Consider the following 21,359-nt stretch of genomic DNA (forward strand, 5'->3'; position numbering starts at 1 on the left):
TGCACGAGGAGAGAGGGGATCATGGGTTCTTCTTCGGGGCGGGGAACGGGACGCGTGCCAATCTAGACGGCCGGGCCGAGCGCTTTGTCAGCGGACCGGCGGAACTGTCCCTTTCCGGTTCCGGGGTGCGGCCTCAGTCCCCCAGCGCGGGTGATCTTGAGTCGAAGGTCGAGGTGTGAACGGATCGTATGAACAGATCAGTCACCTTGACGATGTAGATCTTAAGAAGGGTATGAAGAAGCGGTGACGTTCAGGTACAGGGAACGCCACCGCCGTTGCACGAGGGCCCAAGGAGGAAGGCCCTCAAGTTCTAGAAGCCGGCCCCCGCGAACCACTCGGTGGCCCGCGCCACCATCTGCGGCGGCAACTGGTGTCCCCCGGAGTGTTCCTCGGCGCGCACGTCCGCACCCCGCTCCCCCAGTTGGGCCGCCACCAGCCGCGCCTGGTCGATGGTGGTGATCGGGTCGGCCGCCCCGTTACCCAGGAACACCCGGGTCCCCGACAGGTCGACCGGATCGGGCTCGCGCCCCTGCAACGGAGCGCCACCGGCGAACAGCGCGGCCCCCGCCACCAGCCCCGGGCGCAGCAACAGCAGCCCCGCCCCGGTGTTGGCGCCGTTGGAGAACCCGCTCACCACGATCCGCTTCGGGTCCAGGTCGTAGGTGAGGGTGGCGGCCTTGACGAAGTCGGCCAACTCGGCGGTGCGCACGATGAGGTCCTCCACATCGAAGACCCCTTCGCGCAGGCGACGGAACCAGCGGTTCATGCCGCTCTCGCTGACCTTGCCGCGCGGTGAGAGCAACGCGGCGCCCGGGGCCAGGGCACGACCCAGCGGCAGCAGGTCGTGTTCATCGGCGCCGGTGCCGTGCAGAAGCAGCAGTGTGGGCGCGTCCGGCACGGTGGCCGGCTCGAAAACGTGGACGAAGTCCTCGGTGGTGGTCACCGGGGCACCTCCAGGTGGGGCAGGTTGGCGGCGATCTGGTCCTGGCGGGGCTGTAGCCACGGCGGCAGCTTCAGCGAACGACCCAGATCCATCAGGGGTTCGTCGTAGTCGAAGCCGGGGCCGTCGGTGGCGATCTCCAGCAGCACGCCGCCGGGTTCACGGAAGTAGATCGAGGTGAAGTAGCTGCGGTCGCGGATCTCGGTGACCCCCACCCCGTCATCGGCCAAGCGCCGACGCCAGGCGTCCTGGACGGAGGTGTCGGGGGCACGGTAGGCGACGTGGTGGACGGTGCCGGCGGCGACCAGGCCGCGCTCGGCCTTGGGGTCGGCCAACACGTCGACGATGGTGCCTACTCCGTCGCCGGAGTCGTTGGTGTGGAAGCGCATCCGGTCGGCGCTCTCGCTGTGCAGTCGAAAGCCCAACTGGTCGCCGAGCATCTGTGCGGTGCCGTCGGCGTCCTGTTCGGTCAGGGTGACGGCGCGGATGCCGCGAATGGCGCGGTCGGTGGGGACCGCTCCCCCGTCCCAGGGGTCGGTGTCGTGGTGGTCGGCGCTCGCGGCCAGTTCGATGAGCAGGCCGTCGGGGTCGCGCAGGCTCAGCACGTCCTCCTCACCGCGCTCGGTGGGGCTGGTGAAGGGGATGTCGAGCGTGGAGAGGTGGTCGGCCCACCAACTCAGGGAACCTTCGGGGACGGAGAAGGTCGTGGTGGTGGCCTGGCCCGCACCGATCCTGCCCTTGGGCGCGTCCGGCCAGGGGAAGAAGGTCATGATCGTGCCGGGGTTGCCGGCACGGTCGCCGTAGTACAGGTGGTAGGTCTCAGGGGAGTCGAAGTTGACGGTGCGCTTGACCAGGCGCATGCCAAGGACGTTGAGATAGAAGTCGGCGTTGGCCTGGGGGTCGCTCGCGATGGCGGTCACGTGGTGGATCCCCGAGGGGCGCACATCCATGGGTCCTCATCCTCTCCTGAAGCCGTGGTTCACCAACTCCAACAAGTTGAATCTTAAACTAATTCCGGGCGGATGTCTGCCCAGCGACACTGCGATTCGCTCTGTTTCTCCTGAGAACGACCGAATCGATCTGCGATCAGTATCGGCCGAGGACCACTGATACGTCGGCCGAATCTCCGTTCCCGGATTCCCCGACCCGTGAGCGTCCAAGAGATTCGGAAGTGGATCCGCGAACCGCCGACCTTTCCACGGATCGGCGCCGTCTGGACACCGAGCCGTGCGAAGGTCCAGGTGTGGCCCGTGTCGGAGTCGGCGGCTGACACACGGCCGGCCAGGTTCGGCACATGGGCAGGCCACTCCCCCACCGCCGACGAAGGAACCGGCCGCAGCCACGACCACCCGGGCATTCTCCCGAACCGGAGCGGGTCTGCTGATCTGGGTGAACGAACGCGCCTTGGTCACATGGGTACGGCGCAACGACGCCTTCGTGCAGGTCGTGCCCAGGATCGGCGACCATGTGCCCGATGGCGGCGTGCTCCTGATCGTGCGGTCCAGGGAAGAGCCGCGAGCCGTCGAGCATGCGACTCGGACACCGCACACCGGGCGGGAGCGGTCCATCTACCAGGCTCTGGCGATTGGTCTACGGCAGATCGTCGACATCGGTGTGCGCGCCCAGGCGTTCGGCGAGAACAACCAGACCACCGGGGGTTGGGCGGCTGGGAGCGGCTACTGGAAAGTGTCTGAGGAGTGGGGGCGCCTCAGCGGGTGGCGCTGCCCAGCAAAGCGGCCCACTCTGAGGAGGAGAAGGAGAGGTAGCCCAGTTCGCGCTGGGTGGAGTCACGCACAGCGAAGCCCTGGGGTTCGTTCAAGAAGGGACCGGCTTCGACGCAGCTCCGGTCACCGTTTGGGCTGTAACTGCTGATGTGCCAACCCACCTCGACATACTGGCCACCACTGTCAGAGCTGTAGCTACTGGTGCGCCAACCCGCGATCGTCGACGTGTCCCGATGCATTACAGATTCCTCTCCAAGGCCGCGATGAACGCTACCGAGTCTTCAGGGTCCAAGCTCATCTCGCGCAGCCGATCATAAGAATTGGCCTGCCGCAGGGCGTCATCGGATTCCATGTAGAAACCGCCCGCAGGGCTTACAGCATAGGCAATGAGGGAAAAGGGGTCCGACATGTGAAGCAGCATGAACCCACCGTTAGGGCTCACCAGCGCTCCGGCCTCGAAAGGAACCACCCGGATCTCGATGTTGGGGCGTTCCACTCGGTTGAGCAAGTGCCGGTACTGGTCCCGCATCACCGTTCGACCGCCGACGATGCGACGGAGAGCTGCTTCTTCCATCACGATCTCCAGTTGTACGGCGTTCTCACCTTCCAAGATCTTCTGACGTGACATCCTGAGCTCGACGCCTCGTTCGATCTGAGCAGGTGAATCATGTGGGTTGGCCGCACGAAAGAGCGCTTCGGCGTACGCGGGTGTTTGCACCAGCCCGTTGATGGGCGTGACATCGAAGGCCTGTATCCGCTCGGCGCGACTCTCCAACCACATGTAGTCGACGAACCAGTCGGCCACCTCGGAGGAGTACTTCTCCCACCAGCCGGTCTTGCTGATCTCATTGGCGAGCTTGAGCAGGGCAGAACGCTGCTGTTCACCCTCGACTCCGTAGAGGTCCATCAAGGCCAGCACCTCAGGCTCGCGGACAGGCAAGGCGCCCGACTCGAACTTGCTGATGGCGGAGAAGCTTCGCTGTAGGTACTCGGCCGCGTCGGTCAGCTTGAGGCCGTTCTGCTCACGCAGCTCCCTCAGCATCTTCCCCAACCATTGCGCGCGCAGGGTCGGCTTCCGCTTGGGCATCCGGGCCTCCTTCAAGAGGTCTAGGAAAATTGTACAGACAGCTTGACTTCTACTTTGATTCAGCCCACCCTAGCAGTAAGTGAGACAGGTCTCACCTGGGGCGATCACCCCAGGTAGTGCCTTCCCGCTGACACAAAAGCAGCCGCCCGGGGTGGGAACTGAGATTGGACCCTCTCCCCCACCTCGGGCGGCCTGACAGGACGGAGCATCGATGACCGACATCCACGTCCCTCCTCCCATTCTTCCCCAGGGGTGGGACGAAATCGACACCTCCATCGATGACGAGGCGCCGACCGCCCTCGACGATGAGCAGTTCCGGCGGTACTGCCTGACCATCCGCGACCTGCTGCGCGCCGCCGGTCTGCGGGTTCGTGACTACGACCGGCGCACCCCGGACATCCTGAACGTCAACGACGGGGACTTGGACATGCAGATCCAGTTGGACCGGTACCGGACGGCCGACGTCGAGATCCATCTGGGCGAGGCCCTTCCCGAAACCGGAACCTGTGTGCGGACCGCGAGCCGAATGGTGCGCCTGTTCGAGCTCGCCCGCGCGTTCGACCAGGCCAGGGAGCGGCTCACCTGATCCGCTTCCGATTCGCTCGCCCGGAACCCCACCTCACCCCTTCGGGTGGGGTTTCCCGAATCGGTCGCGCCTCCTTGGCAGACAGGGCCAAGGGCATGAGCATGGAGATATGGACACGGTGGTGCGTGACGCCGTCCCGGGCGATGGGCCCGGGATCGCCGCGCTGATCACCAAGGAGGCCCCGCACCTCGACTTACAGGGGTATCCCGATGGTCGATGGCCGGAGTTCCTGGTCGTGCTGGTCGCGGAACGGGCCGGTCGCGTCGTCGGCTGGGCGGAGGGGATCCTCGACGGTGAGTACGAGGGTTCGGGTGCTCCGGTCCCTCCCCCGCACGGGTACATCCTGGCGACCGTCGTCGACGAGGAGATGCGCCACCAGGGGATCGGCGGCGCACTCATCGAGAAGTTCATGCAAGAGGCCCTCGCAGCGAAGGTCGAGTGGGTCTTCCTCATCCCCGAAGGGGGCGAGGGGTACGAGGACCGCGTCCGTTTCTTCATCAACTCCGGCTTCACCCCCACGGAAGTCCTGGACGAGAAACGCCTGATCATGGCCCGCTGGACCTGATCCACCCTCACCTCTACATCCCGACCTACAGCACTGCCCTCGACATGCCATGGTCGACCCCCGAAAATACCCGCTCGGCCCCGGTGAAGAGGGCGGCCCCTGAGCGATCCGCCCCACCCCGTGCAGGGCTCACACACCGCTGGCTTTGACCACATGAAGTACGGTCCCGCCGGGCTTCACCCCCAGCGATCAACACGGCGATGTCACGCTCGGCTTCGATCTCAGCTTCTTCGAGCCGCTGCGCGGGGTTGCGGGGGAGGGATTTCCTCGGCAGTAGGCGGTCACGTGACCGCCTACTCCTCCAGGCTCACAACGGCACCGGAGGCCGCGACCAGGTGCTCGACGAAGTCCGGATAGGAGGTGGCTACCGACCCCCACCCGGAGATCGTGGTCTGCCCGTTGGTGCGGGCCACGGCCGCGATGGCAGCCGCCATCGCGATGCGGTGGTCACCAGCGCTGTCCACCTGCCCGGAGGTGAACGCGGCGTCCCCGCGCCCGTGGATGACCATGCCGTCCGGACGCTCCTCGGCGTGCACGCCGAACGCGGTCAGCATCGCCACTGTTGAGGCGACCCTGTCGGATTCCTTCACCCGCAGCTCCTTGGCTCCGGTGATGACCGTGGTCCCCTCCGCCCCGGCCGCCGCCACAGCCAGAACAGGGATCTCGTCCACGATCCCCGGTACGTCCGCGCCGGTGATCTCCACCCCGCGCAGCGGGGCGGCGACCACGCGCACCGACCCCGTCGACTCCTCCACCTGCACGTCGGCGCCCATCCTGCGCAGGATGTTCAGGAAATCCGCCCGTCCGAACCCCAGGTACAAGTTCGGCAGCTCGATCTCCCCGGCCAGGGCCGCGGCCACCGCCCAGAACGCCGCTTGGGAAGGGTCACCCGGAACTGTGTGCTCAGCCGGTGACAGCAGACCAGGGTGCACGGTCACCGCGGTGTCATCGATTTCGACCCGGCCTCCAGCCGCGAGCAGCATCTCCTCGGTATGACGTCGAGTCGGGTGCGGCTCGATGACCGTGGTGGGCCCCTGGGCGGACAGCCCGGCCAGGAGCAGACAGGACTTGACCTGCGCAGACGCTTTCGGAAGCTCGTAGGTGATCCCGGACAGACCGCCCCCGCGAATCACCAGTGGGGCCAGACGGCCACCGTCACGGGCATCCACTCCGGCGCCCATGAGCCGGAGGGGCTCGGCAACGCGGTCCACGGGGCGCTGACGCAGGTACCGGTCGCCGGTCAGGACACTGAGCCCTGGGTACCCCGCGCACACCCCGGACAAGAGTCGGATGCCGGTTCCGGCGTTGCCACAGTCGAGCACATCCACGGGCTCGTGCCGCAGCCCTCCTCGCACGGTCACGGCACCGTCGGCCTGGTCGAGGAATTCCACCCCGAACTGTTCGAGCGCGCCACGGGTGTGGGTGGCGTCCTCGCCTCGGGAGAGCCCGGAGATGGTGGAGGTCCCCTGGGCGAGCGCGGACAGGATCAGGGCCCGGTGGCTGATGGACTTGTCTCCAGGCACCAAAACGGTGCCCTGGACCCCGGAGGCCGGGGCGGTGATCGTCAGGACGTCGTTGTGCATGTTTCTCGATCCAGTTGGTTGGTCCGGCTCGACCACGCTCGGGGACCGGGTCAGGTGGCGGTCTCCCATATCCGGCTGGGATGGCAGCGTGGGCAGGGGCCGAGATCCTCATGGACCTCGGCCATCGGGTTGAAGCGAATGACATGTCGGCGTTGTTCGTGACAGGAGCGGTCCCCACAATGTTCGGGCGGTGCGGGTGCGGTATCCGGTAGGGCCTCGTCGAGCACACCCATCAGGGCGCCGGCCGGTTCGTCCAAAATGGCGAAGGGTCCGGGATCGGGAAGGTCCTCGCACCTGTGGCAGCGAGTGCGCAGGCCGGTGGCGTCGGCGGTCAGGGCGATACCGGGATGGGCCGTGCACGTGGGCGGTGCACCTGCCCGGGTGAAGGGATCTCGGTCGGCCATCGGGTCCGGTTCTCGGCGCGGGCGAGGGACCTTGGGCACGGAAGGACCCGGCAGGCCGCCAGGAGCGCGGTTGCGGGCGACCCAGATCGGCAGCGCCTCAACGAGGTGGCCGGGGCGGCAACGAGTGGACAGGACCGCGTACAGCGACATCGTGGTGTCGTGGTCCGAGCTCAGCCACTCCAGGAGTTCGGTGGGGCCCACCCGGTCATCGGCCAGCTGCTTGACGGCCCGGAGCGCGGCGGGCAGATGTTCCAGGACCAGGCGGCGATGCTGCCAGGGTTTGAGCCCCAGGCCGGTCTCCTCGGCGATCTGGGGGATGACGGTGCGTTCCAGTAGGCCGCCCCGGTCGGGGACGGGCCGTTCAGCTTCGGGGACGCCCCACTGGTCACCGTCGGTGTCGTCGGCGGGGGCGCCGTCGGCATCGGTGTCGGTGTTCGTGGTGGGGAGCTCGCTCGCGCGCGCCCGCGCGCCCTCCTCCCCCTCCCCTTGTTCTTGTGTATTGGTCTTCTTGTGTTTGGTCTTCTTAGGGGTGCGATTTTCCTCCGTTGGGTTATCCAACTCTGGAAAATCCCACTTAGGTTCTGACCTGCTGCTTTCCAGGAGGACGAGGTCCTTTCCCTCCAGGGAGCGGGCGAGCTCGGCGACTCGCTCCGGCAGGGACTCGGGATCGTCGGTGACCACCCAGTAGGCACCACCGAGGCACCCCAATTCGTCGCGGACCCGGTAACGGCGCAGGTAGCCGAAGGCTTCGAGTTCCTTGAGTCCGGCGCGGACCGCGGCCGCCCCACCAGGTGAGTTGGCGATGAGCTGTTCTAGGCCGATGCCCCACCCTTGACGGTGCGAAGCGATGAAGATGAGGAGGCCACGGGCCTTGTAGGACAGGCGTTTGTCGCGGATCGCGGCGTTGAGCACCCTGGTGAATCGATCGCCACCGAACCGGCCTCGGACGATGGTCGCGTAGCTCACGGCGTCACCTCCGGGGAGAGGTGGAACGTGAGGGCGACACGCGAAGCGGTCCCCCTGCTTCGGGCACGGGACGCTGTAGGCTTAGGATGCACTCCTAGCCGCCTTCCTGGTGTTGCAGGTTGGTGGTCAGAGCCCGGCAGGTGTTACCAGCACCGGTCGGGCTCGCTTTTTTCGAGTTGTGGGGGTCAGCCTAGCCTGACCGAACCCGTGTTCGGGGACAGAAGAAGAACCTGCTCAGGACCGTTTCGGCAGGCCCGAGAAACGAGTGCGGGGCCGATTCGTAGCCGACCGGACGGTGATTGCTCCCGGATCGACGCGCCCCTCGGCGTGTGCACGCTCCATTCGTAGGCGTCGCGCTTGGATTCCGTCAACAGCGCCTTTGTTCGGAAAACACTCTTCCCGCGTCTCCCCACGTGCAAGCATGAACAAAGCTCGTGAACGGTTCGGGGAAGAGGGTCTCGGGATGCCCAAGAAGAAGACGAAGAAGTCGATCAGTGCCAAGGACGCGCGGCGCAAGAAGGCACGGATGTCGGCGATGCAGCGCGCCCGCACCGGCCGGACACATTTCCCGATCGACTTCGGTCCCATGAGTCCCGATGGGATGAATCCGCAGGCGCTGTCCGAACACCTGCCCCTGGCACCGGCCCACACCCACGTGGACCCGTCCGACGGAAGCAACAATGAGTTGCCGCGGTCCCCGGCGCGTACCTGGTTGGAGATGTCCAGGGCCGGAGGCGGCGAAGAGGCCCTGGAGGTAGTCGAACGCTGGCCGTTTCGCCTGGTCCGGGCCGGTCGAACAGTCTCTCCGAACAAGGGCTGGTCCTGCCTGCGGCTGCTGGCGTTGGGGACCAAGGAGAACATGCGCTCGCTCTGCGACGGCCTGATCGAGCTGGAGGATGCCTCGTTGCAGACCTGGGACCCGCGCACCAACGCTTACGTACTGGCCAAGGACGTTCCGGAAACCAGCCACATGAGCCGAGCCGAAGCCTTGGTCTGATGAACGAATGCGCCGGAGCCCGAGTCCAAGAGCCTGCTGCCCACGACCGGGCCAAGGACGCGCTCGCCCCCTCGGTGCCCTCCTAGAACACGCCCCTTCAGCACGAACGGATACTCATGTCACTCGGGGCGGTCAGAGTGTCGAGGCGATGATGTTGGCCGGCTGGTCCAACCAGATGAGCTGCTGCTTCTTGGACATGGTCATGCCGAACCGGTCATGGTCGGGGCTGCCGGAGTCGAGCCACCACTGGTAGGCCGCTTCGAACTCCTGGAACAGTTCACGGGGTCCATACTGGCGGACCTCGTGAGAGGTAGCGCGCGGGTCGACGTGCCAGGAGGCCCAGGAGCCGCTGCCGGGGTCCACCAGGTACACGACGAACCGCTGGTCGGTCATCGTCACCGTCGCTACTGCCTGTTCTCGCCCTGCTTGTGTCAGTTAGTGAAGTTTATCCCCTGGTGTCCCACTTGATCCTGACACAGAGGGGGGCGGGGCCAGACTGTTACTTCTAGCTCCGCTTCGCGACCGCTACGTCGATGTCATCCCACAGTGAGCCCTCATCGGGGTGGAGGGCTCGGCCAAGGCTGACCGGTCCATCCCCGCGTGCGCGGCGCTCACTGTCGGGAAACGCTTGGGGGTGCGGTCATGCTTCGCTTTCTGCTTCTCGGGGGGCGGGGGCGGGGAGAGGACGGTCTCCCCGGCCCCGATCAGTCATCAGGTTCCGGCTGACACACCGAGCTGTTCGAGGTCCAAGCGCTCGGCTCGGCGTGCGAGTAGGTACAGGTGGCCGGCGCGGCGGTCCTGTTCCTTGACCAGGCTGAACCCCTGGGTCTCGTAGTACTTCACCAGCTCGGGGAAGAAGCACCCGCGTCGAACCCACTGACGTCCCTGCTGGGTGGCCTGGTCGACAGCCCACAGAGCGATCAGGGTGCCCGGCTTGTGCTTCCGGTATGCCGGGTCGGTCACCGTGGTGAACAGGTACAGGGCGGGTTCGGCTGCTTCCTCGGGTGTCCAGTCCTTCGGCGGGGCTTGCGTCATGACTGTGGTGCACCCCACGATCCGCTCACCATCCACGAGCACCCACATGGTGCCGCCCCCGGCCTGCCCAGCGAGATCATCGACCAGGTCCCGCCACGACTCCAACCCCTGGTCCTCTTGCCAGCCGCAGCGGGCTCGGATCATCGACGCGACCCCGGGTGTATCGGCCGTGGTGGCCTTGCGCATGGTGAACATGGGGTCCTCTCAGTGGTTCAGGAAAGCGGTGGCGCTCATGTGCAGGCTCAGGACTTCCAGGAGTTTGGAGTCCTGCTCTTCTCGGTAACGGGTGGCGGCCAGATGTTCGACCGCAGACCGAAGTCCGTCCGGGTCGACCAGGCCTGCGTCGAACAGGGGCGACCCTTCGGTCAGCATACGAGTGAACAACGCGGGGGCGTAGGTGGTCAGGGAATGCTCGATGACCTCGGCGAACGACTCGCGCTCTACGGGGTGGACGACGTCCTCGCTCATCCCGAGCACCCACAAGCGGCGGCGCTGCAACTGTTTCAGCTCACGCCACGCGAACGGCAGCTGTTCACCCAACTCGACCATGACCGGGTCGGCGAACGGGTGCATCGGCCAGAGCCCTTCCCTCAGCAGGACCGGCGCGGTGGTCTCCAGCGACAACAACGTCATGGAGTTGACCCGGGCCGGCGGCGCGATCCCGTCGTCAGCAAACTCCAACACAGCGCGGGCACGAGGCCCCACCCACGGCAGGATCTGAGCATCGGTGATCTCACCCAAACCCTGGTGGGGTTCCTCCTGCTGGGTGAGGGCGACCATCTCATCACCCCCGAGTCCGGTCACAACGGTGCGGGCCCCGGCCTCGGCGACCGCACGCGCCATCTGAGTGAACGGATGATGCAATGGGTCCTCGGTCGGGCTGACCACATCTCCACCCACCCACCGGCACCCGGGTGCCAACGGCGGGAACTCCATAGCGTCGATGACGATGTCGGTGTCGGCGAACTTCACCCGGTCGCGCATCTCAGCGCGGCGCCGGATCTGTTGCTCCCGGCCCGGCCCGCCGATCAACAGGGTGGCGGTGGGGAACAAGCCGGGATGGCGCTCGGCCACTCGGGTGGCCACGGTGCCCGAGTCGAACCCGCCCGTCAGGTGGAACAGGGTGGTGTCCTCGGCCCAGGGGCGCCGGTCCATCGCGGTGTCCATGGTGGTGACGAACGCGCCTAGGACGTCCGCGTCGGGCAACAACTCCCGGGGGGAGAAGTGCAGCGCCGGGGCGGGGTAACTGATCCACAGGTGCCCGCCGTAGTGCGCGGTGGCCCGTTCCGTGAGCCGGTGTACGCCCTGGAACAGGGTGTCGGTGCTGTACCGGGGCCGATAGATCAGTAGCCGGGCGGCCTCCTTGGGGTTGAGCCCGGTGGCGTGGTCGCGTAGGTCGGCCATGTCCCATGACCCGAACAGGGATCGGCCGTCGTCGGCGAGGTAGAGCGGCGTGGTCCGGGCCGACCCTGCGGTGACGCGCACGGGCTGGTCGAGTTCAGTCTCCACGAGTACGTAGTCGGTCGGCCAGTCGGTGACGGCGACGCGCGCCTGGTCGTACTCGCCGGGGGTGAGTTCACGAACAGTGGGGTCGGCCGCTGGGCGGTCGGCGACACGCTCACGGACCATGATCAGGGTGCGGTGCCCGTCGGTCGCGGCCAGGTGTTCCACGAGCGGGTGGGTGAAGGGCTCGACACGGCTGCGCTGGTCGAGGGTGCTGTAGCACGCCCCGGACCAGGCCCAGGTCGGGTTGTCGCTGTAGGGGGTCAGACGCAAGCTCAACATGGGGGGCTCCGGGGCGTGCGTAGGTCAGCAGATGTGGGTGGTTAGCGGGCGGTGGTGTCGTAGGTGTGCGCGGCATCGGAGGACCCCGAGGACTTCTTGTACTCGTGGCTCTGCTCGGGGCTCTGCACGATGAGGTGTGCCGGGGTGCTGAACAGGTCCACCCACACGGCCGGGGCCGGTGCGGGGGGCAGGAAGTCGTTCATGTTGCTCCTTACGTGGTCACTGGTGGTCTTTGGTAAGGCCACCTGCTTACCCTCCGCACCTGCTGCACAGCCTGCCGGGGCATTCCGCGCCGCATTCGGAGCACGTTCCCTTCTTCATTTGCCTCACCTCCTTTCATGTGTTGGTAAGCGGTGCCGCACCCCCCGCCGGGGAAGAGCTGAGGAGGGAGCGGGGGTGCGGGGGTCTATCCGCGTTGGGCTAGGAGGGTACGGATCTCCTCCTGCCGGTAGCGGTGGTGGCCGCCCAGGGTGCGGATCGAGGTCAGCTTGCCCTCCTTGGACCAACGGGTCACGGTCTGGGGGTCCACCCGGAACAGGGCGGCCACCTCGGCGGGGGTGAGTAGGGGGTCGGGGAGTCCGTTCACGGGTTGCCGTTCTTGTCGTCGGGCTCGGTGGTGCCGTACTCCGGCTCCAGGCGGCGGGCCTGGGCGTCCACAGCCGCCTGCTCCTCAGGGGTGAGTGGGGCGTCCTCATCGTCTGGTCGTCTCGTGGTCACGGCGCACCTTCCTTCCCGACCGGGGGGGGGGGGGGCTGGCTCTGATTGGACCCAGAGCCAGCCCCCACCTTTGTGGTGAGGTGGTGATGTTCCCCGACCGTCACAGGGTTTCCATCACCTCACCGGTCTATGAGGTCTGGTACCGGTCAGGGTGTCGGGTGAGGAGGTGTCGGACTCCGGATCTGAGTTGGGCCCATTGGGCGGAGTCGAACCGGGCGGCGGCGGCCAGTGCAGCGGCGGACTGGGCGGCTGCCTGCCGGGCGGCCACCATCTCTAGGAGCGCCAACCCGGTTTGGGCGTCAGCGGCGGCCCGCGCCCGGTGGGCCATCACCGTGGGGGTTTGCTGCTCGGCCCACCCCGTGTAGGGGGGCACCCGCATCGGATAGCTCATGGCATCTCCAGGGCGGCGCGCAGAGTGATCTCACCGGCGGGGGTGGAAACCCAGTCCCAGAACACGGAGACGTGATCGACCAACAGCATCCCAGACCGGTCGGGGCGCAACTCCGGCAGCGAGGGGTGGACCACCCCAGGCCGGGGACCCTGGTCAGTGACGGACAAGTACGCCAGGAACGGGCCACGGCGAATGGTCACCGTGGTCTCCCTACCAGGAAGCCCGGACGCGGTGTGGCGGTGCGCGTTGGAGACCAGGGCGACCGCCACGGACGCGGCATCACACGCCCTCGCATCACCGCACCGCATGTGCCGCCACTGCTGGTACACCCACCGCTGGACAGCGGTCACATCCCGCTCGGTAGAGCCGACCACGATCCCGCTGGTGTGGGCGGGCAGGCCGGTGAGCCGCTTGGGGTAAGGGCCGGCCGGTTGGGGTTTGAGAATTGGAATGTCTGGTGTGCGCGGTCGGGGGACGGTACCATTCATGCTGTCTCACTCCGGTGTGTTCGGGGTGGGGCTACAGTCCCGGGCGACCGCCTTCGACTTCGGTCACCGGGGCTTTTCTTGTGTGGTGGTCGACCCGTCTCGCACCGAATCGTTTGAGACGGGTCGACTCTTGCTCCCGCCCCGTGGAGGGCGGGGTGTTCGAGGTGGCCACCCCACGGGCCGTGTCACTCGTAGGGTGGCCGGTTCAGCTCAGGAACCCCACATCTCCCCAGACGAAGATCCGCTGAGCTGGTCCCCGATTCAGGTACTCCCCGAAGCGGGATCGGCACGGTGAGGTGCCTGAAAGGGACTCTTCCACTGCTGGCCAGGTTGGTCTATATTCATCGCACAGAACGTTTACGTTCCTATGGCAAGCGATACAAACTGATAGCCCGGTGATATTGGTGGTGAGGTGTGGGATCAAGCGATTCCGCCCGGCAGCGCTTCGGTAAGCTACTCAAGAAATACCGTGCCCTATCAGGCATGACGCAACAGGAGCTAGCCAAAGCTGCCGTGATCGCGCAGAGCACCGTCAGCGAACTAGAGGGAGGGAGGAAAGGGACACGACGCGAGCAAGTGGAACGAATAGACGCAGCTCTTATCGCTCACGGGGTGCTGCTGAACGCATGGGAAGCAGCGTTCTCCCCAACAGGGATGATCGGGTACTTCCGTGAAGTCGCTGAGGATGAGCAGGTCGCTATCGAGATCCGTGAATACGCGCTCGGGCTTGTGCCTGGACTGGTGCAGGTTGAACAGTACGCGCGGGCGATCAGTGAGCTTGCGTCCCCCTATGCCTCACCAGGGCAGATTGACCAGATTGTCCAGGCGCGTCTTTTCCGGCAACAGATCCTTGACCGGGAACACCCGCCGATGATGGTCGTGATACTGGATGAGTCGGTTCTCCGTCGCCGGTTCTCTAACCCCAAGGTGATGCCCGCGCAGATTAGCCACCTATTGGAGCTGAGCTATCGTCCCCGTATCACCATCCAAATCATCCCAACCGACACCGAGGATCACGCGGGCCTGAGCGGGTCGTTTAGGCTGAGCACTGCCCCTGACAGCAGCCCCTTCGCTTACGTCGAGGGCCAAGAGACGGGCATGACCCTCAAGGAACCCGAGATCGTGGCAAGCTATGAGCGAACATTCGCGGACCTGCGAAGCTTCGCTCTGCCTGTGCCCGCGTCACGATCCCGGATGGAAGAGATTCGAGGAAGCATCACATGATGACCGATGGTTGGAAGAAGTCCAGCTACAGCAACGGCCAGGGCGGCAACTGTGTGGAGGCGCGCAGCGATACGGGCGCTTCCCAGGTGCTCATGCGTGACACCCAGAACCGTGAGCTGGGCCACCTGGAGATGCCCGCGTCGGAGTGGGCGACCCTGCTCCGCACCGCAGCACGTGTCTAGCGATATCGCTTTGACATGAGTCGGACCCCACCAGAGGAGTTGGTGGGGTCCGGTTTTGTGTTCAGCGGGCACAGGCTACCCCGGGGGTCTACCGACCACCAGGACCAAAGGCCCGTCACTCCGGTCCATCCCCGCGTGCGCGGGGCTCACCAAGAGGGTTGGCGCGGTTAGATTCGGATTCACGGTCCATCCCCGCGTGCGCGGGGCTCACCCCGCGGCTCCTTTTGATTGACGAAATGGGGTCGGTCCATCCCCGCGTGCGCGGGGCTCACAGTTAATGACCTGCGACAACGCGAGACTTTATCTTCGCGTTATCAAGCACTGAGGGGTGCAACTGCTGATGATCCTACGGGAGCTTTTGGCCTGAGACAGGTAACGACCATGACCTCTGAGGCTCGCTCACGTTGGCCCCGAACCTGCTCGCTTGGAGTGGGGGTGGCGGCTTCCGGGTCGAGGCGCATCGGGGAGGATGCACTTGGCATGACCCCGTTGCGCAGGAGAACTCCTTGTCCCAGTCCCAGAACGCCTACTTCGTCCGGACCGGCGCTGACCGTTTCGTTCCCACCGAGCACGTCAGCGGCGCTTGGAACACCGCCGAGCAGCACTTCAGCCCGCTGGGCGGTCTCATCACCCACGCCATCGAAACCCACACCGCCGATCGGGGCCTTCAGCTCTCCCGGATCAGCTTCGACATCCTGGGCACGTTGGCGATGGACGAGTGCCGCATCGAGGTGAACACCATCCGTCCCGGGCGCACCATCGAGTTGGTCGAGGCGCTGGTGCACATCGGGGACCGCACCGCGGTGCGGGCACGGGCATGGTCGCTCATGGCGGGCGAAACCGGCACGATCGAGGGCGGCGGAGCCGACCCCCTGCCCGATCCGGAAGGCCTGGCGAAGAAGCCGCTCAGCTCGATCTGGCCCGGCGGGTACATCGCCTCCCTGGACGCTCGCCCGGTCGTCCCCTCCGTACCGGGGCGTGGCACGGCGTGGCTCTCCACCGACGTGGAACTGGTGGCCGGCGAGAAGGCCGGCCCGGTGGCCTCCTTCGTCAAACTGGTCGACACCGCCAACGGTGTCGCGGTGCGCGAATCTCCCCTGGAGTGGATGTTCCCCAACGTCGACCTCACCGTGCACCTGTTCCGGCAGCCGGAGGGGGACTGGGTCGGGCTGGACACCACGGTGGCCTTCGGCCCCACGGGGCTGGGTCTGACCAGCTCGGCCCTGCACGATCGGCGGGGGCAGGTCGGCCGCGCCGAGCAGAGCCTCACCGTCCGCCCCATGTAGCGGTCACGGGTGGGTGTCTCAGGAGGTCGGGAGTCGGCGCAGGCGTAGGGCGCACAGGCCCGCGAGCACGGTGAGGGTCATGGCCAGGGCGACGGTTCCGTTCCAGCCCACGGCGTCGTAGACCACGCCTCCCAACCACCCGAACAGGCTCGCACCCAGGTAGTAGGCGAGCGTGTAGACGGCCGTGGCCTGCGCGCGGCCGGTGGTGGCGTGGGATCCCACCCAGGCCGAAGCGGTGGCGTGGGCGCAGAAGAACGCGAAGGTCAGCAGCAACAGGGTGGCCGGCAGCAGGATGATCGAGGTGGTGAACAGTCCGCCGAGTCCGATCAGGAGCAGGACGGTGGCGGTGGTGAGCACTCCGTAGCGCCCCCAGCGCAGGGTGGCCGATCCGGCCATCCCTGAGCCGACCATGCCTGCGGTGTAGGACAGGAACAGCAGTGAGGCCACGGCCTGGGACAGGCCGAAGGGTTCGTCGGTGAGGCGGAAGCCCAGGACGTTGTACACGGCCATGAAGGCGCCCATCAGCAGGAGCGCCTGGGCGTACATGGGCACCAGGCCGGGGGTGGTCATGGCGGCCTTGAGTCGGCTGCCCATGCCGAGGGTGTCGTCGGTCGAGGCGGGGCGTGTGGCGGGCGCGCCCTTGGTCTGTCGGGGCAGGACGAGGACGAACACCACGAGGGCGACCAGGCCCAGGATGGTGTTGGCGGCGATGCCCCACTGCCAGCCGCCGTGTTCGGCGGCGAAGCCCGCCAGGAGGCGTCCGCCCATGCCGCCGAGGGGGTTACCGGCGATGTACAGGCCGGTGGCCTTGGGTGCGTCGCGGGGGTGGATCTCCTCGGCGAGGTAGGCCACGGCGGCCGCCGAGACCCCGCCCAGGGCGGCGCCCTGGAGGGTGCGCAGGAGCAGGAGCGTCCAGAGTTCGGTGGCGAAGGGCGCGGCGGTGCCCAGCACGATGGCCAGCAGGAGGGAGAGGCCGATGACGCGGGCGCGGCCGATACGGTCGGCGACACCGCTCCAGATGAGGGTGAAGCCGGCGAGGCCGCCGGTGGCCAGGGAGACGGTGAGCGCGGCCTGGCCCGCGGAGGTGCCGAACCCCGAGGCGATGGCGGGCAGGATCGGCTGGACCGACCACAGTTGGGCGAAGGTGGCGACGGCGGCGGCGATCAGGGCGATGACCGTGCGCCGGTAGGCGGAGGTGCCGGCCCTGGGTCTGGGGTCGGTCGAGGGTGGCACGCTGGTCACGGTCATGGTTCAACGCTAGGAAGCCCGCTTTCATACGTCCAATGCATGCTTTCACGTTCGTGCATACTGATCTGCATGGATAGCGCTGAGCTGGACGACCTGACCCATGTGTTGGCGCCCCGATTGCGGATGTTGTCGGCCATCGCCAGGACCCAGCACATCACCCACGCGGCTGCGTCCCTGGACATGCCACAACCCACGCTGAGCAGGGCTTTGGCCCGACTTCAGGAGGAATTGGGCATCGCGTTGATCGAACGCACCGGGCGTGGGATCCGACTGACCCGGGCGGGGCGGACGCTGCTTCCGCACGTGGAGCGGTCGCTGGAGGATCTACGCCAGGGTGTGGCCGAGCTCACCGGCGCCGAGGAGGGCCGGGTGGCGTTGACGTTCCTGCCCACGCTGGGGGTGGAGGTGGTGCCGGTGTTGCTGCGGGGCTTTCGCGCCGAGCATCCGGGGGTGCGTTTCACCCTGACCCAGGAGCCGTGGGCGCAGTCGCTGCGGCGGTTGTCGTCGGGAGACGCGGACCTGGCGTTGACCTCTCCCCTGCCCTCGGGTCAGGGGTTGGTCTCCCAGGTGTTGCAGACCCAGTACCTGCGTCTGGTGGTACCCGAGGGGCATCCGTTGGCGGGGCGGGGCGAGGTGTCGTTGGCGGCGGCGCGCGATGACTTCATCCTGCTCAAGCCGGGTCGGGGGGTGCGGCACCTGACCGATCGGCTCAGCGATCGGGCCGGGTTCACGCCCACGGTGGCGTTCGAGGCCGACGACATCAACACGGCCCGGGGGTTGGTCGCGGCGGGGTTGGGGGTGTCGGTGCTACCGGCCCGCCCCAGGGGCCCGTTGGGCGGCACGGTGGAGCTGGTCATCATCGATGGTGAGGCCGAACGGCCGGTGGGCATCGCGTGGCCCAGTGCGGGTTCGGGCGGTGGTTACGAACCCCCGGCGGTGGCGTTGTTCCGCGAGTACGTGTGCCGGGTGGGCCCGAAGGTCCTTCCGAACCTGACCGGGTGATCGGGCCACCGGCCGCGTCCGACCCCGCCCACCGGGTTCACGTCATGACGATGTGAAGATTTCTTCAATTAAGCATATGGTGGATGTGATCATCACGTCCCCGAACCCGAGGCCTACTGTGCACCGTCCCCTCTACCAGGCCAAGGCGGAGTTCTTCCGCATGCTCGGCCACCCCGTCCGCATCCGCGTCCTGGAGCTACTCCAGGACGGCCCCAAACCCGTCCGTGAACTCCTGGCCGACGTGGACGTGGAACCCTCCAACCTCTCCCAACAGCTCTCGGTCCTGCGCCGCTCGGGCATCGTCACCTCCCGACGCGAGGGCTCCACCGTGGTCTACGAACTGGCCGGTGCCGACGTCGCCGACCTCCTGGGCGCCGCCCGCCGCATCCTCACCGAACTCAGCACCGGCCGTGAGGAACTGTTGGCGGAGCTGCGTGAGAGCTGACATGACGCAGACGACTCCCGCCCCGGGCATCGGGCGGAGGCTGTGGGCGAACACGCGCGCGCTGTTGCCCCGACGCTCCGACTTCACCACCATGCGCCGCTCCCCCGGCCGGGACCTGCTCGCCGGGGTGACGGTCGCGATCATCGCGCTGCCGCTGGCCCTGGGCTTCGGTATCTCCTCCGGACTCGGCGCTCAGGCCGGGCTGGTCACCGCGATCGTGGCCGGGTTCCTGGCCGCCGTGTTCGGTGGCTCCAACCTCCAGGTATCGGGACCGACCGGCGCCATGACCGTGGTGTTGGTGCCCATCGTGGCCGTGCACGGGCCCACGGGTGTGCTCATGGTGGGGATGATGGCGGGGCTGATCCTGCTGGCCCTGGCCTGGGCACGGGGCGGCCGGTACATGCGCTACGTCCCCGCTCCGGTGATCGAGGGGTTCACCCTGGGCATCGCCGTCGTCATCGCCCTCCAGCAGGCACCGTTCGTGCTGGGTCTGCCCCAACCAGAGGGACACAACGTGCTGGCCGGTGCGATCTCCCTGGTCGTGGACTTCAGCGCCGACCCGGACTGGACGCCCCTGCTCATCGCCCTGGGCGTGGCCGCGGTGATGCTGGTGGGGGCGAGGTGGCGACCCACGTTGCCCTTCTCGCTGTTGGCGGTGGCCGCCGTGACCCTGTTGGTGCACCTGACCCCGTTGTCCACGCCCACGATCGGCGCCCTGCCCACGGGTCTGCCCGCGCCCTCGTTGTCGTTCCTGGACCCTTCCGCCGTGGGACCGCTGACGAGCGCGGCCCTGGCGGTGGCGGCGCTGGCCGCGCTGGAGTCGTTGCTGTCGGCCACGGTGGCCGACGGGATGCGCGTCGACGAACGGCACGACCCCGACCGCGAACTCTTCGGGCAGGGCGTGGCCAACCTGGTCGCGCCGATCTTCGGTGGTGTGCCGGCGACCGCCGCGATCGCGCGAACGGCCGTGAACGTGCGTTCGGGTGCCAACAGTCGTCTGGCCGCGGCCTCGCACGCCCTGGTGTTGGCCGTCGTGGTGCTGCTCGCCGCCCCGTTGGTGGGGATGGTGCCGATGGCCGCGCTGGGCGGTGTCCTGTTGGCCACGGCCGTGCGGATGGTCGAAGTGGGGTCGGTGCGCGCGATGATGCGTTCCACTCGGGGCGACGCCGTGGTGTTGGTGCTGACCGCGGTGGCCACCCTGGCCCTGGATCTGGTCACGGCGGTACTGCTGGGGATGGCGGTCACCGCGTTCCTGGCCCTGCGCGCGGTGGCGCGCGATGCCCGCCTGAACCGGGTGGAGTTGTCCCAGGGGCCGTCCGGCGACCACGGTGTGCGCGAACGCGCCCTGTTGGACGAGCACATCGTGGCCTACCGGCTGGACGGGCCGCTGTTCTTCGCTGGAGCGCACCGGTTCCTGTTGGAGTTGACCGAGGTGGCCGACGTGTCCGTGGTGATCCTGCGGATGTCGCGGGTCAGCACGGTGGACGCCACCGGGGCGTTGGTGTTGGGCGACGCGATCGAGCGCTTGGAACGACGCGGCATCACCGTGCTGCTCTCGGGGGTGCGGGCCGACCACACGCGGGCTTTGACCTCGCTGGGGGCGGTCGCCCGGTTGTTCGAGCGGGGGTCGGTGTTCGGCAGCACCCCCGAGGCGATCGACTTCGCCCACGGCCTGTTGCGAGAGCGAGGAACCCTGGGCCACGAAGGGACTGCTCCCGCCTGAGTCCGTCGGGGTGGCCACGGCCTCACCGGGTAAGTTGGTGGTCCTGCGGTGGGATGTGCAGGGGGCGGGGGCGGTAGACGAAGGTCACCAGCACCACGGAGATGATCATCAGCAGCAGCCAGGCGACCAGTTTGGCCGGGGAGACCATCTGCCAGCCGTCGGCCTGGTGGGGGTAGAGCCAGGATCCGGCGGCGGTGGCGATGTTCTCGGCGATCCAGATGAAGAAGGCCACGCCGCCGAACGCGACCAGGATGGGCATGCGCCGCCAGGGGCGGGATCGGTGGTTGCGAAAGTGCATGGTGCAGCGCAGGTACAGGGCCACGATGAGGACCAGCAGCACCCAGCGGGTGTCGAACAGGTAGTGGTGGCCGAAGAAGTTGAGGTAGATCGCCAGGCCCAGCAGGGCGGTGGCCCAACGCGGCGGGTAGTGGTCGAAACGCAGGTCGAACAGGCGGAACACGCGCACCATGTACGAGCCCACGGCGGCGTACATGAACCCGGTATACAGCGGTACCCCGGCGATCCACAGCAGCCCGTCGCCGCCGTACTCCCAGGAACCCACGGACGTCTTGAAGATCTCCATGGCCGTGCCGACCAGGTGGAACAGCACGATCACCCAGAGCTCGCGTCCACTCTCCAGGCGCAGGATCAGCATGAGCGCCTGGATGGCGACCGCTCCGATGACCAGGGCATCGCTGCGCGAGAGCGCGACGCTCTCGGGATACCACAGGTGGGTGGCGATCAGCAGGACGAGCATGGCGGCGCCGAAGACGCACGCCCAGGCCTGCTTGAGGGTGAAGACGACGAACTCCAGCACTCCCCCGCCCACACGTCCTTGGAGGGCTTCCAGTCGCCTGTTCGCCCACGTGTCCAGGCGCCGTTCGAGGGAGGTCAAGGACCGGGGGTGCTCTTTCGTCATGCGCTCGATCGTAGGGGCGGCCGCGTGGTGGCCGGGCGCGAGCATCAGCGCCTTTCGACGCT

General features: G+C 67.2%; 25 protein-coding genes, 1 pseudogene and 1 CRISPR repeat array. Of the genes and pseudogenes, 10 read left to right on the forward strand and 16 right to left on the reverse strand.

The window, feature by feature from the left end; all coding sequences use genetic code 11:
• Nucleotides 1-310: 310 nt before the first annotated feature.
• Nucleotides 311-943, reverse strand: a complete 633-nt coding sequence (locus tag BQ8420_RS20050; RefSeq protein WP_087100686.1) for an alpha/beta hydrolase — start codon at nt 941-943, stop codon at nt 311-313.
• Nucleotides 940-1,890: a ring-cleaving dioxygenase gene (locus BQ8420_RS20055; protein ID WP_087100687.1), complete on the reverse strand. Its 951-nt coding sequence runs from the start codon at nt 1,888-1,890 to the stop codon at nt 940-942. The genes BQ8420_RS20050 and BQ8420_RS20055 overlap by 4 nt, the downstream gene beginning before the upstream one ends.
• 277 nt (nt 1,891-2,167) lie before the next feature.
• On the opposite strand from BQ8420_RS20055, the pseudogene BQ8420_RS20060 reads away from it, so the two are divergent.
• Nucleotides 2,168-2,581, forward strand: a pseudogene (locus BQ8420_RS20060) (DUF2254 family protein); the annotation flags it as partial.
• A gap of 67 nt (nt 2,582-2,648) precedes the next feature.
• On the opposite strand, the gene BQ8420_RS20065 reads toward BQ8420_RS20060, so the two are convergent.
• Nucleotides 2,649-2,903: a DUF397 domain-containing protein gene (locus tag BQ8420_RS20065; RefSeq protein WP_087100688.1), complete on the reverse strand. Its 255-nt coding sequence runs from the start codon at nt 2,901-2,903 to the stop codon at nt 2,649-2,651.
• Complete coding sequence (locus BQ8420_RS20070; RefSeq protein WP_087100689.1) at nt 2,903-3,751, reverse strand: helix-turn-helix transcriptional regulator; 849 nt, start codon at nt 3,749-3,751, stop codon at nt 2,903-2,905. Before BQ8420_RS20070 ends, BQ8420_RS20065 begins: the two co-directional genes overlap by 1 nt.
• Before the next feature lie 211 nt (nt 3,752-3,962).
• Between BQ8420_RS20070 and BQ8420_RS20075 the strand changes: the two genes are divergently transcribed.
• On the forward strand, nt 3,963-4,337 hold the full coding sequence (locus BQ8420_RS20075) for a hypothetical protein (protein WP_087100690.1): 375 nt from the start codon (nt 3,963-3,965) through the stop codon (nt 4,335-4,337).
• A 109-nt stretch (nt 4,338-4,446) separates the two neighbouring features.
• Entirely contained in the window at nt 4,447-4,902 is a 456-nt protein-coding gene (locus BQ8420_RS20080; RefSeq protein ID WP_087100691.1) for a GNAT family N-acetyltransferase, read from the forward strand.
• A gap of 293 nt (nt 4,903-5,195) precedes the next feature.
• Here the strand turns inward: BQ8420_RS20080 and aroA are convergent, their stop codons facing one another.
• Together aroA and BQ8420_RS20090 are read right to left on the reverse strand one after the other, a co-directional pair.
• On the reverse strand, nt 5,196-6,485 hold the full coding sequence (gene aroA / locus BQ8420_RS20085) for a 3-phosphoshikimate 1-carboxyvinyltransferase (protein ID WP_087100692.1): 1,290 nt from the start codon (nt 6,483-6,485) through the stop codon (nt 5,196-5,198).
• 50 nt (nt 6,486-6,535) lie between these two features.
• The gene (locus BQ8420_RS20090) at nt 6,536-7,855 is read right to left on the reverse strand and encodes a hypothetical protein (protein ID WP_087100693.1); all 1,320 of its coding nucleotides are present in this window, start codon (nt 7,853-7,855) and stop codon (nt 6,536-6,538) included.
• A gap of 421 nt (nt 7,856-8,276) precedes the next feature.
• Between BQ8420_RS20090 and BQ8420_RS20095 the strand changes: the two genes are divergently transcribed.
• Nucleotides 8,277-8,852: a hypothetical protein gene (locus BQ8420_RS20095; protein WP_087100694.1), complete on the forward strand. Its 576-nt coding sequence runs from the start codon at nt 8,277-8,279 to the stop codon at nt 8,850-8,852.
• Nucleotides 8,853-8,984: 132 nt separating this feature from the next.
• On the opposite strand, the gene BQ8420_RS20100 is transcribed toward BQ8420_RS20095, so the two are convergent.
• The 8 genes from BQ8420_RS20100 to BQ8420_RS20125 form a co-directional block, all read right to left on the reverse strand.
• Complete coding sequence (locus BQ8420_RS20100; RefSeq protein ID WP_200816012.1) at nt 8,985-9,245, reverse strand: hypothetical protein; 261 nt, start codon at nt 9,243-9,245, stop codon at nt 8,985-8,987.
• Nucleotides 9,246-9,563: 318 nt separating this feature from the next.
• Complete coding sequence (locus tag BQ8420_RS20105; RefSeq protein ID WP_087100695.1) at nt 9,564-10,082, reverse strand: GNAT family N-acetyltransferase; 519 nt, start codon at nt 10,080-10,082, stop codon at nt 9,564-9,566.
• Nucleotides 10,083-10,091: 9 nt separating this feature from the next.
• Nucleotides 10,092-11,672, reverse strand: a complete 1,581-nt coding sequence (locus tag BQ8420_RS20110; protein ID WP_087100696.1) for an asparagine synthase-related protein — start codon at nt 11,670-11,672, stop codon at nt 10,092-10,094.
• A 41-nt stretch (nt 11,673-11,713) separates the two neighbouring features.
• Nucleotides 11,714-11,875, reverse strand: a complete 162-nt coding sequence (locus BQ8420_RS32395; protein WP_200816013.1) for a hypothetical protein — start codon at nt 11,873-11,875, stop codon at nt 11,714-11,716.
• A 203-nt stretch (nt 11,876-12,078) separates the two neighbouring features.
• Nucleotides 12,079-12,258: a BldC family transcriptional regulator gene (locus tag BQ8420_RS20115; RefSeq protein ID WP_087100697.1), complete on the reverse strand. Its 180-nt coding sequence runs from the start codon at nt 12,256-12,258 to the stop codon at nt 12,079-12,081.
• Nucleotides 12,255-12,389, reverse strand: a complete 135-nt coding sequence (locus tag BQ8420_RS33070) for a hypothetical protein (RefSeq protein WP_255404892.1) — start codon at nt 12,387-12,389, stop codon at nt 12,255-12,257. The genes BQ8420_RS20115 and BQ8420_RS33070 overlap by 4 nt, the downstream gene beginning before the upstream one ends.
• A gap of 127 nt (nt 12,390-12,516) precedes the next feature.
• On the reverse strand, nt 12,517-12,780 hold the full coding sequence (locus tag BQ8420_RS20120; RefSeq protein ID WP_087100698.1) for a hypothetical protein: 264 nt from the start codon (nt 12,778-12,780) through the stop codon (nt 12,517-12,519).
• Nucleotides 12,777-13,130: a HAMP domain-containing histidine kinase gene (locus tag BQ8420_RS20125; RefSeq protein ID WP_087100699.1), complete on the reverse strand. Its 354-nt coding sequence runs from the start codon at nt 13,128-13,130 to the stop codon at nt 12,777-12,779. Before BQ8420_RS20125 ends, BQ8420_RS20120 begins: the two co-directional genes overlap by 4 nt.
• 552 nt (nt 13,131-13,682) lie before the next feature.
• Between BQ8420_RS20125 and BQ8420_RS20130 the strand changes: the two genes are divergently transcribed.
• The 3 genes from BQ8420_RS20130 (at nt 13,683) to BQ8420_RS20140 (ending at nt 15,960) form a co-directional block, all read left to right on the forward strand.
• A complete protein-coding gene (locus tag BQ8420_RS20130) occupies nt 13,683-14,492 on the forward strand; it encodes a helix-turn-helix transcriptional regulator (protein WP_087100700.1) in 810 nt (269 codons plus the stop codon).
• Complete coding sequence (locus BQ8420_RS20135; RefSeq protein ID WP_087100701.1) at nt 14,489-14,674, forward strand: DUF397 domain-containing protein; 186 nt, start codon at nt 14,489-14,491, stop codon at nt 14,672-14,674. Before BQ8420_RS20130 ends, BQ8420_RS20135 begins: the two co-directional genes overlap by 4 nt.
• Before the next feature lie 121 nt (nt 14,675-14,795).
• A CRISPR array of direct repeats spans nt 14,796-14,947; the repeat unit is 29 nt; unit sequence CGGTCCATCCCCGCGTGCGCGGGGCTCAC.
• A 233-nt stretch (nt 14,948-15,180) separates the two neighbouring features.
• A complete protein-coding gene (locus tag BQ8420_RS20140) occupies nt 15,181-15,960 on the forward strand; it encodes a thioesterase family protein (RefSeq protein WP_087100702.1) in 780 nt (259 codons plus the stop codon).
• A gap of 18 nt (nt 15,961-15,978) precedes the next feature.
• Here BQ8420_RS20140 and BQ8420_RS20145 read toward each other — a convergent pair whose 3' ends face one another.
• Nucleotides 15,979-17,208 carry an MFS transporter gene (locus tag BQ8420_RS20145; RefSeq protein ID WP_087100703.1) on the reverse strand — a complete coding sequence of 410 codons (1,230 nt, stop codon included), beginning with the start codon at nt 17,206-17,208 and terminating at the stop codon, nt 15,979-15,981.
• Between the two features lie 69 nt (nt 17,209-17,277).
• Between BQ8420_RS20145 and BQ8420_RS20150 the strand changes: the two genes are divergently transcribed.
• The 3 genes from BQ8420_RS20150 (at nt 17,278) to BQ8420_RS20160 (ending at nt 20,378) form a co-directional block, all read left to right on the forward strand.
• Nucleotides 17,278-18,210, forward strand: coding sequence for a LysR family transcriptional regulator (locus BQ8420_RS20150; protein ID WP_087100808.1), 933 nt, complete (start codon nt 17,278-17,280; stop codon nt 18,208-18,210).
• 76 nt (nt 18,211-18,286) lie between these two features.
• The gene (locus tag BQ8420_RS20155) at nt 18,287-18,655 is read left to right on the forward strand and encodes an ArsR/SmtB family transcription factor (protein WP_369825521.1); all 369 of its coding nucleotides are present in this window, start codon (nt 18,287-18,289) and stop codon (nt 18,653-18,655) included.
• Between the two features lies 1 nt (nt 18,656).
• The gene (locus tag BQ8420_RS20160) at nt 18,657-20,378 is read left to right on the forward strand and encodes a SulP family inorganic anion transporter (RefSeq protein ID WP_087100705.1); all 1,722 of its coding nucleotides are present in this window, start codon (nt 18,657-18,659) and stop codon (nt 20,376-20,378) included.
• A gap of 22 nt (nt 20,379-20,400) precedes the next feature.
• On the opposite strand, the gene BQ8420_RS20165 is transcribed toward BQ8420_RS20160, so the two are convergent.
• Entirely contained in the window at nt 20,401-21,297 is an 897-nt protein-coding gene (locus BQ8420_RS20165; RefSeq protein ID WP_087100809.1) for a DUF817 domain-containing protein, read from the reverse strand.
• Between the last annotated feature and the right edge of the window lie 62 nt (nt 21,298-21,359).

It is taken from the genome of Nocardiopsis sp. JB363, assembly GCF_900143625.1.
Taxonomy (GTDB): Bacteria; Actinomycetota; Actinomycetes; order Streptosporangiales; family Streptosporangiaceae; genus Nocardiopsis.

Bases quoted from the DNA above. Each gene is read 5' to 3' on its own strand.
- BQ8420_RS20135 (WP_087100701.1), top strand. From the start codon at position 14,489: ATGATGACCGATGGTTGGAAGAAGTCCAGCTACAGCAACGGCCAGGGC.
- BQ8420_RS20120 (WP_087100698.1), bottom strand. From the start codon at position 12,780: ATGAGCTATCCGATGCGGGTGCCCCCCTACACGGGGTGGGCCGAGCAG.
- BQ8420_RS20095 (WP_087100694.1), top strand. From the start codon at position 8,277: ATGAACAAAGCTCGTGAACGGTTCGGGGAAGAGGGTCTCGGGATGCCC.
- BQ8420_RS20105 (WP_087100695.1), bottom strand. From the start codon at position 10,082: ATGTTCACCATGCGCAAGGCCACCACGGCCGATACACCCGGGGTCGCG.
- BQ8420_RS32395 (WP_200816013.1), bottom strand. From the start codon at position 11,875: ATGAACGACTTCCTGCCCCCCGCACCGGCCCCGGCCGTGTGGGTGGAC.
- BQ8420_RS20110 (WP_087100696.1), bottom strand. From the start codon at position 11,672: ATGTTGAGCTTGCGTCTGACCCCCTACAGCGACAACCCGACCTGGGCC.
- BQ8420_RS20160 (WP_087100705.1), top strand. From the start codon at position 18,657: ATGACGCAGACGACTCCCGCCCCGGGCATCGGGCGGAGGCTGTGGGCG.
- BQ8420_RS20100 (WP_200816012.1), bottom strand. From the start codon at position 9,245: ATGACCGACCAGCGGTTCGTCGTGTACCTGGTGGACCCCGGCAGCGGC.
- BQ8420_RS20080 (WP_087100691.1), top strand. From the start codon at position 4,447: ATGGACACGGTGGTGCGTGACGCCGTCCCGGGCGATGGGCCCGGGATC.
- BQ8420_RS20055 (WP_087100687.1), bottom strand. From the start codon at position 1,890: ATGGATGTGCGCCCCTCGGGGATCCACCACGTGACCGCCATCGCGAGC.
- BQ8420_RS20165 (WP_087100809.1), bottom strand. From the start codon at position 21,297: ATGACGAAAGAGCACCCCCGGTCCTTGACCTCCCTCGAACGGCGCCTG.
- BQ8420_RS20155 (WP_369825521.1), top strand. From the start codon at position 18,287: ATGGTGGATGTGATCATCACGTCCCCGAACCCGAGGCCTACTGTGCAC.
- BQ8420_RS20145 (WP_087100703.1), bottom strand. From the start codon at position 17,208: ATGACCGTGACCAGCGTGCCACCCTCGACCGACCCCAGACCCAGGGCC.
- BQ8420_RS20150 (WP_087100808.1), top strand. From the start codon at position 17,278: ATGGATAGCGCTGAGCTGGACGACCTGACCCATGTGTTGGCGCCCCGA.
- aroA (WP_087100692.1), bottom strand. From the start codon at position 6,485: ATGCACAACGACGTCCTGACGATCACCGCCCCGGCCTCCGGGGTCCAG.
- BQ8420_RS20065 (WP_087100688.1), bottom strand. From the start codon at position 2,903: ATGCATCGGGACACGTCGACGATCGCGGGTTGGCGCACCAGTAGCTAC.
- BQ8420_RS20075 (WP_087100690.1), top strand. From the start codon at position 3,963: ATGACCGACATCCACGTCCCTCCTCCCATTCTTCCCCAGGGGTGGGAC.
- BQ8420_RS20070 (WP_087100689.1), bottom strand. From the start codon at position 3,751: ATGCCCAAGCGGAAGCCGACCCTGCGCGCGCAATGGTTGGGGAAGATG.